Raw genomic sequence first — 13719 nt, forward strand, 5'->3', positions numbered from 1 at the left:
CGCGCTCATGCCCCGACCGGGCCGGCATGGCCCCCTTCCAGATAGGCGGCCTTGACGTTCGGGTCGTCGAGCAGCGCGCGGCCGGTGCCGCTCATGGTGACCCGACCGTTGACCAGCACGTAGCCGCGATGGGCGAGCTTGAGGGCGTGGTAGGCATTCTGCTCGACGAGGAAGATCGTCATGCCCTCGGTCCGGTTGAGTTCCCGGATCGCGTCGAAGATGCCCTTCACCACCAGCGGCGCGAGGCCCAGCGACGGCTCGTCGAGGAGCAGCAGGCGCGGGCGGCTCATCAGCGCCCGGGCGATGGCCAGCATCTGCTGCTCGCCGCCCGACATGGTGCCGGCACGCTGGTTCAGGCGCTCCTTGACCCGCGGGAACAGGGTGCAGACCTTCTCCAGATCCTCGGCGAAGAAGCGCCCGTCATGGAGGGCGGCGCCCATCTGGAGATTCTCGTAGACCGTCATGCGCGGGAAGACCCGGCGGCCCTCCGGCGACTGGGCGATGCCGAGCCGGGCGATGGCGTGCGTCGGCATCCGGGTGATGTCGCGCCCGTCATAGGTGATCGTCCCCGAGCGCGCCTGGGGGCTGCCGAAGATCGTCATCATCAGGGTCGACTTGCCGGCGCCGTTGGCGCCGATCAGCGTGACGATCTCGCCCTCGGCGACGTCGAGATCGACGCCGCGCAGGGCGGCGACGCTGCCGTAATAGGTCGAGACGTCGCGCACCGCGAGGAGCGGCGGCTTGCGGCCCGCCTGGATCGCCCGCGTCTCCTCGACCAGGACGTTGATGCCGGCGACGCTCATGCCGAGGCTCCCGTATGGGTCTCGTCCGCGTGCGGCACGGTGATCCCGACCTCGGCCTCCACGGCCTCCACCTCTTCGTCCTCCACACCCAGATAGGCGGCGATCACCTTAGGGTCGGCCCGCACCTCGGCGGGAGAGCCGTCGGCGATCTTCACGCCGTAATCCAGCACGACCACGTGGTCGGAGATCTCCATCACCACCGACATGTCGTGCTCGATCAGCAGCACCGAGGTGTCGTGCTCGTCCCGGATGTGGCGCAGGAGGCCGTTCAGCTCGGTCGATTCCCGGGGGTTGAGGCCGGCGGCCGGCTCGTCGAGGCAGAGGAGGACCGGGTCCGTACACATCGCCCGGGCGATCTCCAGGCGCCGCTGCGCGCCATAAGGCAGGGCGCCCGCCGGATCGTCGGCCCGCGCCATCAGGTCGATGCGCGTCAGCCACGCCTTGGCGCGCTCGATCGCGGCCTCCTGCGCGTCCCGGTAGGTCTTGAGGCCGAGCAAGCCCAGGATGGTGTAGCCCGAGGCGCGCATCAGGGGGGCGTGCTGTGCGACCAGAAGGTTCTCCAGCACCGTCATGCCCTGGAACAGGCGGATGTTCTGAAAGGTGCGGGCCACCCGGGCGGTGCGGTTGACCTTGTGGTTGGGCAGCCGCTCCAGCAGGTGCGCGGTGCCGTCGGCATGCGCCAGCGTCAGCATGCCCTCGGTGGGCTTGTAGAAGCCGGTGATGCAGTTGAACACCGTGGTCTTGCCGGCCCCGTTCGGGCCGATCAGCGCGGTGATGTCGCCGCGCCGCGCCGCGAAGGACAGGTCGGAGACGGCGGTCAGCCCGCCGAACCGCATGGTCAGGTGCTCGACCGTGAGCACCGGGGGGGCGAGGGGTGAGGCCGCCATCAGCCGTGCCCCTCGCTCACATGGGCGCCCGAGACCGCGCGGCGCTCGCCGAGCGACACCGACGGCATGCGCTCCGAGATCAGGCCGCGCGGGCGCCAGACCATCATGGCCACCATGGCCAGCCCGAACAGGAGCAGGCGGTACTCGCTGGGATCGAACCCCTCGCCGAACACGGCCTTCAGGAAGCCGAGGTTGCGCAGCATCTCCGGCCCGCCGACCATCGCCACCGCGGCGATCGCGACGCCGACCTGACTGCCCATGCCGCCCAGCACCACGATCGCCAGGATGATGGCGCTCTCGAGGAAGTTGAAGCTCTCCGGGCTGATGAAGCCCTGGCGCACGGCGAAGAACGAGCCGGCGACGCCCCCGAAGGCCGCCCCCAGCGCGAAGGCCGTGAGCTTCGTGGCGGTGGTGTCGATGCCGAGGGAGCGGCAGGCGATCTCGTCCTCGCGCAGCGCCTCCCAGGCCCTCCCGATCGGCAGGCGGCGCAGGCGCAGGGTGACGAAGTTCGTGATCAGCGCGAGGCCGAGGATCAGGTAGTACAGGAAGACCAGCCGGTGCATCGAATCGTACGGGATGCCGAAGGTCGCCGCGAACCCGTCGTCGCCCGCCGTGAACGGGATCCCGAAGAAGGTCGCCCGCGGGATCGACGAGATGCCCGCCCCGCCGCCGGTCACGTCGGTCCAGTTGATCAGGACGAGGCGGATGATCTCGCCGAAGGCCAGGGTGACGATGGCCAGATAGTCGCCGCGCAGGCGCAGCACGGGAAAGCCGAGGATCATCCCCCACAGGCCGGCGAACAGGCCCGCCAGCGGCAGGCAGACCCAGAACGACAGGCCGAAGGTGGTCGAGAGCAGGGCGTAGGAATAGGCGCCGACCGCGTAGAAGGCGACGTAGCCGAGATCGAGGAGACCGGCGAGGCCGACCACGATGTTCAGGCCCCAGCCGAGCATCACGTAGGTGAGGATCAGGATGCCGAGGTCGATCCAGTAGCGCGCCGAGGACAGGCCGCCGGTGGCCGCCGCCGCGATCATCGGCAGCGTCAGGGCGATGCCGATGAACAGATAGAGCCCGACCTTCGAGGTCTTCTGGCCCGCATCCGGCTCGCCGTGGACCGCCTCGGTGGCCTGGGACGGGGAGGGGGTCAGCGCCCGCCGGGCGTCACGGCGCAGCAGCACGAGGCGCTGGACGATCCGCGCCACGAAGATCGCCGCGCAGAGCGCCGCCACCAGTCCCCAGCGCGGGACGAGCACCAGCTCGGTCCCGGGCCCGGGATCGGTGCGGTAGGCGATGATCGGCACGCAGAGGCCGAAGGTGACGAGGGCGTACAGGGCGGCGTCGCGCAGGATGCCGGCCATCGCGGAGTCGGGAAGCGCAGCCTGAGAACGGGCCATCAGACTTTCTCGACCTCGGGCCGGCCCAGGATGCCCGAGGGCATGAAGATCAGGACAATCGCCAGGATCGAGAAGGCGGCGACGTCCTTGTACTCGATGGAGAAGTAGGCGGACCAGAAGGTCTCGATCAGGCCGATGATCAGGCCGCCGAGAACCGCGCCGGGCAGGGAGCCGATGCCGCCGAGCACCGCCGCCGTGAAGGCTTTCACGCCGGGCACGAACCCGTCCGAGAACGACACGACGCCGTAATACATGAGGTAGAGGACGCCGGCGACGGCCGCCAGCGCGGCGCCGAGCACGAAGGTCAGGGAGATCGTGCGGTCGACGTCGATGCCCAGCAACGCCGCCATCTTGCGGTCCTGCTCACAGGCGCGCTGCGCCCGGCCGAAGGGCGTGCGCTGGACGAGATACCAGAAGCCCGTGAGCAGCACGGCGGTGACCGCCATGATCAGAACCTGCTTCCAGGCCAGGAACACCGCGTAGCCGTCCCGCTCGAACAGGGTGATGCCCCCCGACAGCATCGGCGGCGTCGGCTTGTTGCGCGCGCCCTGCACCACCTGAACGAAGTTCGACAGGAAGATCGAGACGCCGATCGCCGAGATCAGCGGCGCCAGCCGGAACGAGCCGCGCAACGGCCGGTAGGCGACGCGCTCGATCGCCCAGCCCCACAGGGCGGTGAGCACCATGGCGACCACCAGCACCACCAGGAAGGCCAGGGCGATGGAGCTGACCCCGAGCCACACGGTCAACAGCAGGAAGGTGATCAGCGCGATGAAGCAGGAGACCATGAAGACGTCGCCGTGAGCGAAGTTCACCATGCCGATGATGCCGAACACCATCGTGTAGCCGATGGCGATCAGGCCATAGATCGAGCCGAGCGTCAGCCCGTTGATCAACTGCTGTACGAAGACGTCCATGAACTCTCGCGCGCGCAGGTTTCTCGTGCCGCCTACGGGAACCGCAGGTGGCGCGGCGGGGCAAGTCTCGTACCGCAGCCGTAGCACACCGGCCACAGGTTTCATCGCCGCCCGAGCGTCGCGCGAAAACAGTCGACCACGCCAGTAACGCGCCCCGGCCGGGCTTGCGTGCGGCGCAGTTCCTGCGACACGTTAACGAATTGAAATGCTCGATCATCCCGGGCTCAGGCGAGGAGCAGTACCGATGGCAGGGTCGAGACTCACGACGATGATCTTCGTCGGCATGCTCCTCGGAATCGCCGTCGGCTACGCCTGCAGCATCACTTGGCCCGATCCGCAGACCGCCAAGGAGATCGCCGGCTACATCGCGCTGGTCTCCGACGTGTTCCTGCGGCTGATCAAGATGATCATCGCGCCGCTGGTCTTCTCCACGCTCGTGGTCGGCATCGCGCATCTCGGGGACACCGCTGCGGTCGGCCGGGTCGGCGGCAAGGCGCTGCTCTGGTTCGTGGGCGCCTCGTTCTGCTCGCTGATGCTCGGCCTGATCATGGTCAACCTGATGCAGCCCGGCCAGAACCTGAACCTGCCGCTGCCCGATGCCGGCGCCGGGACGGGGCTCAAGGCGGCCTCGCTGTCGCTCAAGGAATTCGTGACGCACCTCGTGCCGAAGAGCGCCGTCGAGGCGATGGCCAACAACGAGATCCTGCAGATCGTGGTCTTCTCGATCTTCTTCGGCGTCGGCCTGGCATCCCTCGGCGAGAAGGGGCGCCTCCTCGCGCAGGGCATCGAGGGCCTGGCCGACGTGATGCTCAAGGTCACGGGCTACGTGATGATGTTCGCCCCCGTGGCGGTGTTCGCCGCCATCGCGGCGACGATCACCACGCAGGGCATCGGCGTGCTCGTGACCTACGGCAAGTTCCTCGTGGAGTTCTACATCGGGCTCGCCGTGCTCTGGGCGCTGCTCATGGGCGTCGGCTTCCTGATGCTCGGGGGCGGCGGCATCATGCGGCTGTTCAACCTGATCAAGGAGCCCTTCGTGCTCGCCTTCTCGACCGCGTCGAGCGAGGCGGCCTACCCGAAGATGCTGACGAACCTCGAGAAGTTCGGGGTGCCGAACCGCATCACGTCGTTCGTGCTGCCCATGGGCTACTCGTTCAACCTCGACGGCTCGATGATGTACTGTACCTTCGCGGTGATGTTCATCGCGCAGGCCTACAACATCCCGTTGAGCTGGGGTCAGCAGCTCACGATGCTGCTGCTGCTGATGGTGACGTCGAAGGGCATGGCCGGCGTGCCGCGCGCCTCGCTGGTGGTCATCTCGGCGACGCTGGCGCACTTCAACATCCCGGAGGCCGGGCTGCTGCTGATCATCGGCATCGACCAGTTCCTGGACATGGGGCGCTCGGCCACCAACGTGCTGGGCAACAGCGTCGCCACCGTGGCGGTCGCCAAGTGGGAGGGGCAGCTCACCACCACCGACCAGCGCCTCGACCATGTCGGCACCGTGGCCTCGCCGGCGGAGTAGGGGCCGGTTTTGCGGGATCTGCGCCCGCCGGGATGTCGGGTGCAAGGCGGCTGTCGAACCCATCCTCCTCATCCTGAGGTGACCGCGTCTGCGGGCCTCGGAGGAGGACGCCAGGGATCGCGGCGCTGACCGGAAGGCTGCTTTGAGGCTTCCGCTGCGCTTCGGCACCTCTGGATGGGGGATGGATGGGAGGGGCCGGGCGCTGGCACTCTCCCGTGCGGTGTGGCTTGTGCGGTGCGCCTGGGAGGCTCTGTGATGACGATGCGGCTCATCGCGGTTCTGGCGCTGGCGCTGGCGGGCGTGTCGCCCGCAGCCGCCGTCGAGGTGCTCACCGGCACGCTCAGGAGCGTCGCCGAGCGCGGGGAGATCGTGCTCGGCTACCGGGAGAGTTCGGTGCCGTTCTCCTTCGTGGAAGGCAAGCGGCCGGACGGCAGCCCCCGGGCGATCGGCTACGCCATCGACCTCTGCGGCGAGATCGCCGACGACGTCCAGGCGGCGATCGGCCGGCCGGTGAGGATCCGCTACGAGCCCGTCACCGCCGAGACGCGCATCCCGGCACTGACCTCCGGCAAGATCGACCTCGAATGCGGCTCGACCACCGCCAATGCCGAGCGCCGCAGGCAGGTCGCCTTCTCGCCGGTGGATTACATCAGCGCCACGCAGCTGCTGGTGAAGCGGGGCTCGGGCGTCGCCTCCTATCGGGATCTCGGCGGCAAGACCGTGGTGGTGACGGCCGGCACAACCAACGAGAAGGCCGTGCGCGACCTGCTCGCCCGGCTGAAGATCGACGCGCAGGTGGTGACGGCGCCCGACCATGCCGCGTCCTACGCCATGGTGAAGGCCGGAAAGGCCGACGCCTTCGCCACCGACGACGTGCTGCTCTACGGGCTGATCGCCACGGACGCGCGGGACGGGGCGAACTACACGGTGCTCCCCGACAAGCTCTCCTACGAGCCCTACGGCATCATGTTCCGCAAGGACGACCCGGAGTTCGCCGGCATCGTGCAGCAGACCTTCACACGCCTCGCCGAAAGCCGGGCGCTGCGCTGGACCTACGAGCGCTGGTTCCTCAAGCGCCTGCCCAACGGCGAGCGCCTCGACATCCCGATGTCGAACGACCTGCGGGTGAGCTTCCAATTGATGGGGCTCGACGGGGGCGAGTGAGCGGCGCACGCGACGGGGCGGCGCCTCGCTTTCGCCCAACCGGCACGCGAGGAAGATCCGGCCTGACCGTGTTCCTCCCGCCGCGAGCGTGCCTCCTTCCATGCTGATCGCCGCGCACTGCCCGAAACCGCTCGCCCTGGTGCTGGCCGCCGCCCTCGCCTGCGCCGCCTCGGCGGCCTGCGCCCACCCCCACGTCTGGGTCACCGCCAAGGCGCAGCTCGTCTACGAGGGCGGAAAGCTCGTGGGCGTCCGCGACACGTGGAGCTTCGACCCCGAATACACGGCCTTCGTGACCCAGGGCCTCGACACCAACAAGGACGGCAAGCTCAGCCCGGAGGAGCTTGCCGGGCTCGCGGCCGAGAACACCGCCAACCTCGCCGAGTTCGGCTACTTCACGAAGCTGAAGGTCGGCGGCAAGGAGCAGGCCTTCAGCGATCCGAAGGAGCCGGCAGCCCATATGGAGGACAAGGCGCTGGTCATGACCTTCCTGCTGCCCCTGAAGACGCCGGTCCAGCAGGGGCGGGGCGTGGCTGCGCTGGAGGTCTACGACCCGACCTATTTCGTCGCCTTCTCGTTCGCCGAGGGGACCGACGCCGCGACCCTCGCGGGGGCGCCGCAGGGCTGCGCCGCCACGGTGACCCGCCCGAAGACCGAGCAGCCGAAGACGGCCGATGCCGGATCCCCGGGGATGACCGAGGCCTTCTTCGAGGCGCTCACCGCCGCCTCGACCTACGGGGTGCAGTTCGCCAGCCGGGTTCTCGTGGCATGTCCGTAGGGATCGGGATCGTCGCCCCCGCCGGGGCGGGACGGCTGGGGCTGAGGCTCGGCCTCATGGCCCTGGCCATCGGGCTGGCCGCGCTCCTGGCGGCCGGGATCGCGTGGCTCGTCGCGCCCGGCCTCTCCGCGCCGCCGCCGCGCTCGCCCTTCGGGATCGGCTTCCGGGAGGCTGCCCCGTCCGCCACGGGGATCGGCGGGGTGATCCTGGCGCTGCAGGCGAGCTTTTCCCGCAGCCTGAACGCGGCGGTCAGCGCGCTGCGGGGCGGCGGCAGCTGGGGCCCGCTGGTCGGCCTCGCCTTCGCCTACGGCGTGTTCCATGCCGCCGGTCCCGGCCACGGCAAGGCGGTGATCGCCGGCTACATCCTGGCGGGGGAGCGGGCGCTCCGGCGCGGCGCCGCGCTGAGCCTCTGCGCCGCGCTGCTCCAGGCCTGCATGGCCGGGGCGATCGTCGGCCTCGGCACCCTGGTCCTCAACGCCACGGCGGCGAGCATCACCCGGGCCGGCACCCTGATCGAGACCGTGAGCTTCGCCCTCGTCGCCCTGATCGGGCTGGTGCTGACGTGGCGCAAGGCCGGACGCCTCGCGACCCTCGGTGCGGGCTGCGGCCCGGGCTGCAACCACCTGCCCGGGCCGCAGGCCCTCGACACCCTCGACACGTGGCGCGAGCGGGCCGGGGTGGTGCTGGCGGCGGGCACGCGTCCCTGCGCCGGCGCGGTTCTGGTCCTGGTCTTCGCGGTGTCGCAGGGCGTGCCCGGGGCGGGCGTGCTGGCGGTTCTGGCGATGGCCCTCGGCACCGCCCTGACCACGACGGCGCTGGCCTGCCTCGCGGTCTTCGCCAAGCGCGCGGCCCTGCGCCTCGCCGGCGGCCGGGGACAGGCGGGCCTCCTGGCGCTCGGCGGCCTCGAACTCGTCGCCGCCGCCTTCGTGCTGGTTCTGGGAGCCGCCATGCTCTCCGGCCTCGCGCCCGGGCTCGGCGGCTGAAGGGCCTCGCCATCCGGGGCGCGGCGTGCCACGCTGCGCACCCGAGACGGAGCGCGCGCTGATGCATCCCGATTTCGAGACGATCCTGAACTGGCGTCTGCTCGCCGGATCGCATCCCTTCCCCGGCCCCGACGGCGGGACCTGCATCAACGAGGCCGCGATCGTGGCCGCGGGCCTGCCCTACCGGGCGATCCGCTCCAGCGCCGATTGCCCGCCCTGCTTCTCCAGGCCGGTCGCCGCCTACGCCCTCGGGCTCAACGACACCATGCCGGACGAGGCGCGCCCCCAGCTGATGGCCTTCGTGCTGCGGCTGTCGGGCAGCGCCGACGCTCCGGAGATCGAGGCCGCCCGCACCCGGACGCTGGCGCTGGAGAGTGTCCGCCGCATCCTGGCGCCGCTCTGCGCCGTCGCTGGCATGGTCGAGGACGCGAAGGCCTGCGTCGGGGCGCCGGACTGGCCCGCGGCCCTGGCGGCGGCGAACGCGGCCGCGTGGCGGGGCGGGGCGCGTTCGCAGGCGGCGGCCGAGGCGCGGCGCTGGCGCGAGGGCGCGCTCACCGCGGCGGTGTCCCGCACCGCGACGGCGGCACAACGCGCGGGCACGGATGCACGCTGCGCCGCGGAGGTGGCCGAAGGCGCCGCGCCCTTCGTGGCCGGGACCTGGAGCCAGGCCTGCGCGATCCTCGACGAGGCGCTCGCCATCGGCCGACAGGCTCCGGAGATCGCGCTCGTCGGCGCCCGTCAGCGCATGGACGCCGCGCGGACCGGGGCGCTGGCCTGATCAGGCCGCCGCGGGCGCCGCCTCGAGATCCAGCTCGATGGAGCCGCAATTCTCCAGGAACGTGCCGGTGAGGTGGTAGAAGAACGTGCCGTGCCCGACCACCGCGATGGTGGCTTCCGGCCGAGCCCGCAGCCAGTCGCGGAACGCCGCGACCCGGGCGTCGAACAGGGGGCGCGGCTCCACCGGGTAGCCGCCGACCTCGCAGCCCGGCTCCGCATGCCACCAGACCTCGGGCAGGTGCCCGACATCGAGGTGCGGGAACTCCGCGGCGATCTCCGAGGCCGCCCGGCCGACGTCGCAGCTGCTCTCCTGGCATTCCCGGTGCAGCACCTCGACGAGGACGCGCGGCCGGCGCGGATGGTCGCCGAACAGGATCGCGGCGGTCTCGATCGCCCGGGTCAGGGGCGAGACCACCACCAGATCGAAGGGGACCGACCGGAGCCGGTCCCGCGCGGCCCGGGCCTGGGCGTGGCCCAGCTCGGTCAGGCGCGCGTCGAGGAGGCCGGGATCGCCGCCCCCATGCCTGTGCGCGGCGTTGAACGTGGATTGCCCGTGGCGGATGCAGACGATGCGGGTCTTGTCCTGCATGGATCTCGGATGCGTGTCGGGGAGGGCGGGGTGCACGGGACCGGTCAGAGGAAGCGGCCGCCGCGCTGGATGACCTCGATCTTGTAGCCGTCCGGATCGGTGGCGAAGAAGAACCGCGCCAGCACGTCATCCCCGTGTTTGAGCGTCTTGACGTCGGTGGCCGTGAAGCCTTCGCGCCGGTGCCGGGCGTGCTCGGCCTCCACGTCGTCGACCACGAAGGCGATGTGCCCGTAGCCGTCGCCGAGATCGTAGGGCTTGTCGCGGCCCTTGTTCACCGTGAGCTCCAGTTCGAACGGCGAGGCCGGATCCCGCATGTAGACGAGGGTGAAGTCCGGGAAGTCGAACCGGTCGGAGACCTCCAGGCCGAAGGCGCGGGCATAGTAGTCGCGCGCGCGCTCCTCCTCGAGGACGCGGATCATGGCGTGGACGGGCTTGGACATATGCTGTGGGTTCCGTGAGCGGGCGGGCGGCGCGCCGGGCCTCCTATGTGGCGCCCGACCCACGTGCCGAAAAGGGCCGGCCCCGACTGCAGATCCGCGGCCCCGATGGTGTCCGGCGCCGCACCCTCGGAGGGTCGGCGTCACCGGACGCGGGGAAACCGGCAGGACATCGTCCGGGCTTTTCGACCGCAGGTTCTCATGATCGACCATCCAATTCGCTTTGGATTTGTCTTTCTCGATGTCCTATTCGATAAAAGATTAGTGATATTCGACAACATCGCCACCTATAAAGTTTCAATCTCAAATCTGCCGATGTTTGTATCTTGATAACACCGTCACATTAATAGATTTTTTACGTATGATGCTTACAAATGCTCCGGGATCGATTATTTCACAGACCAACCAGTCCGATCGGGTGCACGACCGCCATGTTACGCTTGTCCAACATTAAGGTTCTGCCGAAACTGGTGGCCGTGATTACCCTGATCATCACGATCGTCGGCGGATGCATCTGGTATGCACAGTCACAGATGACCAAGATCGACGACGGGTACAGCCACTTCATCGTCAACGAGGCGGCCGCCGTCGCCGAGGCGCGCCGGCTCAACCGCCTGATGATCGAGCTCAATTACTACGTGTACCGGGTCATAGCGGAGACCGAGCCGTCCCAGATGCAGAATGCCAACAAGGGCTTCGAGGCCGTCCTGCCTGAGGTGAAGGCACTGCTGCCGGTCTTCCGGTCGCACGCACCGAGCTTCGCGGCGCGCATCGACGAGCAGGCGGCACGCATGGAGCGCTACATCCGGGACGTCAGCGAGGTTCGCCGGCTCGGCACTTCCAACCAGAACGACCAAGCCATCGCGCTGGTCCACTCGGCGATCGACCCGGTCTTTTCCGGCATGCTCGCGGACGGCAACAGGCTCGCCGAAGACATCAGCGCTTACATGGCGAAGGGCTCGGACGACCTGACCGACCAGACCAACGACACCCGCCGCGCCCTGATGACCGTCAGCGCCCTCGGGTTGCTCGCCGGACTGATCGCGGCCGTGTTCGTCGCGACGGTCGGCATCACTCGCCCGCTCGATCGTTTGGTCATGGTCCTGCAGCGCATGGCGCAGGGCGAGATCGACGCCGAGATCAAGGAGGCGGCGCGCAAGGACGAGGTCGGCGCCGTCGGCAAGGCGGTGGAGGGCATCAAGGCCATGGTCGCCCGCAAGGCCGCCGAGGAGGCCGAGGTCAAGCGGCTTGCCGACGAGGCCGCGGCCGCCGAGCGCAGGCGCACCATGCTGGAGCTGGCGGACGGGTTCGAGCGGGCGGTCGGCAGCATCGTCGGGATGGTCTCGTCCTCGGCCACCGAACTCCAGGCCACCGCCCAGACCATGACGGCCAGCGCCACCGAGACGGCCAGCCAGTCCACCACCGTGGCCGCCGCCGCCGAGGAAGCTTCCGCCAATGTCCAGACCGTGGCGGCCGCCGCGGAGGAACTGGGCTCGTCGGTGCAGGAGATCGGCCGGCAGGTTTCCGGCTCGGCCCAGCTCGCCCAGTCGGCGGTGGGCGAGGCCGATCAGACGCAGCATCTCGTCCAGGCGCTGAGCCAAGCCTCGGCCCGCATCGGCGACATGGTCGGGCTGATCTCGACCATCGCCGGGCAGACCAACCTGCTCGCGCTCAACGCGACGATCGAGGCGGCCCGCGCGGGGGATGCCGGCCGCGGCTTTGCGGTGGTCGCCGCCGAGGTCAAGGAACTCGCCGCCCAGACCGCACGGGCCACCGAGGAGATCAGCCAGCAGATCGGACAGATCCAGGGCGTCACCGGCCAGGCGGTCACGGCCATCGAGACGATCGCCAGCCGCATCCGCGAGATCGACGGGGTGGCCACCACCATCGCGGCGGCCGTCGAGGAGCAGGGTGCGGCGACGCAGGAGATCGTCCGCAACGTCTCTCAGGCCGCGGCCGGAACCGACGAGGTGACCAGCAACATCACCGGCGTCGCCAGAGCCTCCGAGGAAACCGGCGCGGCCGCCGCCCAGGTGCTGGGCGCGGCGGGCGAGCTGTCGCGCCAGTCCGAGCATCTCGGGGCGGAGGTCGCCCGCTTCCTGAGCACGGTGCGGGCGGCCTGAGGCCGCCTCAGGCCCCGATCCGCAACACCTCGGTCCGTGCGCCGGCCTGGGCGAAGGCGTCCGGGTCGGCACCGGTCATCCAGACCTGCCCCGGGAGTGCCTCCAGGGCCTCGAACAGACCGGCCCGGCGGCGGGGATCGAGATGGGCCGCCACCTCGTCGAGGAGGATCAGCGGGGCGATGCCGCTCATGGCGCGCACGAGTCGCGCATGGGCGAGGACGAGCCCGATCAGGAGCGCCTTCTGCTCCCCCGTGGACGCCGTGCCCGCGGGCACGTCCTTGGGACCGTGGCGGACCACGAGGTCGCTGCTCTGCGGCCCGATCAGGGTGCGCCCGGCGGCCCGGTCCCGGTGGCGACCGTTGCGCAGGGCGAGGCGGTAGCGGTCCTCCGCCTCGATGGCCGGCCAGACCGCGACGAGATCGTCCAGATCGCCTTCGAGCCGGATGGAGGCCCAGGGGAAGGGCTGCGCGTCGTCCCGGGTCTCGGCGATCAGCCGGTCGAGGCGCTCGGCGGTCTCGCGCCGGGCAAGGGCCACGGCGACGCCCAGCTCGGCGACCTCCCGCTCCACCGCGTCGAGCCAGCGGTCGTCGTCGGGGCGCTCGTCCAGCAGGCGGTTGCGCGAGCGCAGGGCCCGCTCCATCGCGGAGACCCGGGCGCCGTGCGCGGCATCGACGGCCAGCACGAGACGGTCGAGGAACCGCCGCCGGTCCCCGGCCGCGCCGCGGAACAGCCCGTCGAGGTCGGGGGTCAGCCAGACCACCCGCAGGAACTCGCTGAACGCCACCGGCGAGGCGGCGGTGGCGCCGTCGATCCGGCAGAGCCGGCTCGTCCGCCCGTCGGGGCCCGGCGGCTCCAGCCCCGTGCCAAGCCGGTGCTCGGAGCCCTCTCGATCGAGGGTGAGGGACACGGCGAAGCCCCCCGGACCGCCGTTGCGCGCCATCGCGGCGAATTCCGCCCGGCGCAGGCCCCTTCCCGGCACGAACAGCGAGATCGCCTCGAGCAGGTTGGTCTTGCCCGCGCCGTTCTCCCCGACCAGCGCCACGAACCGCGCCCCGGGGGTGAGCTCGAGATCGGCGTGGTTGCGGAAATCACGGGCGATCAGGCGTGTGACGCGCAGATCCGACCCGTTGGGCTCGACCCGCGGATCGAGGACATCGCTCATCGGGGAACCCGGAGGTCGAGCCGCACCGCGCTCAACCGTCCCTTCTTGTCTGACATCCCATCCAACTACCGCATCCCGAGGTGCCCGCGTCGGCGGCCCTCGAAGGAGTGCTCCAGAACCCGTGTCGCCATCTGGAGACCTCCTGCGAGGCCTCCGCTACGCTCCGGCACCTCAGGACGAGGG

13 protein-coding genes are annotated in these 13719 nt (G+C 70.2%); 6 read left to right on the forward strand and 7 right to left on the reverse strand.

The window, feature by feature from the left end; genetic code table 11:
• Positions 1-5: 5 nt before the first annotated feature.
• Genes GGQ91_RS25910 through GGQ91_RS25925 form a run of 4 tightly spaced genes read right to left on the reverse strand, consistent with a single transcriptional unit; the run spans position 6 to position 4001 of the window.
• Positions 6-803: an ABC transporter ATP-binding protein gene (locus GGQ91_RS25910; RefSeq protein WP_043348611.1), complete on the reverse strand. Its 798-nt coding sequence runs from the start codon at positions 801-803 to the stop codon at positions 6-8.
• Positions 800-1690 carry an ABC transporter ATP-binding protein gene (locus tag GGQ91_RS25915; RefSeq protein WP_182593158.1) on the reverse strand — a complete coding sequence of 297 codons (891 nt, stop codon included), beginning with the start codon at positions 1688-1690 and terminating at the stop codon, positions 800-802. Before GGQ91_RS25915 ends, GGQ91_RS25910 begins: the two co-directional genes overlap by 4 nt.
• Positions 1690-3084 carry a high-affinity branched-chain amino acid ABC transporter permease LivM gene (gene livM, locus GGQ91_RS25920; RefSeq protein WP_182593159.1) on the reverse strand — a complete coding sequence of 465 codons (1395 nt, stop codon included), beginning with the start codon at positions 3082-3084 and terminating at the stop codon, positions 1690-1692. The genes GGQ91_RS25915 and livM overlap by 1 nt, the downstream gene beginning before the upstream one ends.
• Positions 3084-4001 carry a branched-chain amino acid ABC transporter permease gene (locus tag GGQ91_RS25925; protein ID WP_020094234.1) on the reverse strand — a complete coding sequence of 306 codons (918 nt, stop codon included), beginning with the start codon at positions 3999-4001 and terminating at the stop codon, positions 3084-3086. The genes livM and GGQ91_RS25925 overlap by 1 nt, the downstream gene beginning before the upstream one ends.
• Before the next feature lie 244 nt (positions 4002-4245).
• Between GGQ91_RS25925 and GGQ91_RS25930 the strand changes: the two genes are divergently transcribed.
• The 5 genes from GGQ91_RS25930 (at position 4246) to GGQ91_RS25950 (ending at position 9226) form a co-directional block, all read left to right on the forward strand.
• Positions 4246-5526 carry a dicarboxylate/amino acid:cation symporter gene (locus GGQ91_RS25930; RefSeq protein ID WP_043356732.1) on the forward strand — a complete coding sequence of 427 codons (1281 nt, stop codon included), beginning with the start codon at positions 4246-4248 and terminating at the stop codon, positions 5524-5526.
• 255 nt (positions 5527-5781) lie between these two features.
• Positions 5782-6690 carry an amino acid ABC transporter substrate-binding protein gene (locus GGQ91_RS25935; RefSeq protein WP_043384922.1) on the forward strand — a complete coding sequence of 303 codons (909 nt, stop codon included), beginning with the start codon at positions 5782-5784 and terminating at the stop codon, positions 6688-6690.
• A gap of 100 nt (positions 6691-6790) precedes the next feature.
• Positions 6791-7465, forward strand: coding sequence for a DUF1007 family protein (locus GGQ91_RS25940; protein WP_043357713.1), 675 nt, complete (start codon positions 6791-6793; stop codon positions 7463-7465).
• Complete coding sequence (locus GGQ91_RS25945; protein WP_182593160.1) at positions 7456-8448, forward strand: nickel/cobalt transporter; 993 nt, start codon at positions 7456-7458, stop codon at positions 8446-8448. The genes GGQ91_RS25940 and GGQ91_RS25945 overlap by 10 nt, the downstream gene beginning before the upstream one ends.
• A gap of 61 nt (positions 8449-8509) precedes the next feature.
• Positions 8510-9226 carry a hypothetical protein gene (locus GGQ91_RS25950; protein ID WP_043357709.1) on the forward strand — a complete coding sequence of 239 codons (717 nt, stop codon included), beginning with the start codon at positions 8510-8512 and terminating at the stop codon, positions 9224-9226.
• Here GGQ91_RS25950 and GGQ91_RS25955 read toward each other — a convergent pair whose 3' ends face one another.
• Both GGQ91_RS25955 and GGQ91_RS25960 read right to left on the reverse strand, forming a co-directional pair.
• Positions 9227-9814, reverse strand: coding sequence for a histidine phosphatase family protein (locus GGQ91_RS25955; RefSeq protein ID WP_043384910.1), 588 nt, complete (start codon positions 9812-9814; stop codon positions 9227-9229). It abuts the gene before it with no gap.
• A 44-nt stretch (positions 9815-9858) separates the two neighbouring features.
• The gene (locus GGQ91_RS25960) at positions 9859-10254 is read right to left on the reverse strand and encodes a VOC family protein (RefSeq protein WP_043384907.1); all 396 of its coding nucleotides are present in this window, start codon (positions 10252-10254) and stop codon (positions 9859-9861) included.
• A gap of 428 nt (positions 10255-10682) precedes the next feature.
• On the opposite strand from GGQ91_RS25960, the gene GGQ91_RS25965 reads away from it, so the two are divergent.
• Positions 10683-12374: a methyl-accepting chemotaxis protein gene (locus tag GGQ91_RS25965; RefSeq protein ID WP_043384904.1), complete on the forward strand. Its 1692-nt coding sequence runs from the start codon at positions 10683-10685 to the stop codon at positions 12372-12374.
• Between the two features lie 7 nt (positions 12375-12381).
• On the opposite strand, the gene recF is transcribed toward GGQ91_RS25965, so the two are convergent.
• Positions 12382-13536 carry a DNA replication/repair protein RecF gene (recF, locus tag GGQ91_RS25970; protein ID WP_051045120.1) on the reverse strand — a complete coding sequence of 385 codons (1155 nt, stop codon included), beginning with the start codon at positions 13534-13536 and terminating at the stop codon, positions 12382-12384.
• Positions 13537-13719 lie beyond the last annotated feature (183 nt).

Source organism: Methylobacterium fujisawaense, from assembly GCF_014138435.1.
Classification (GTDB): domain Bacteria; phylum Pseudomonadota; class Alphaproteobacteria; order Rhizobiales; family Beijerinckiaceae; genus Methylobacterium; species Methylobacterium fujisawaense.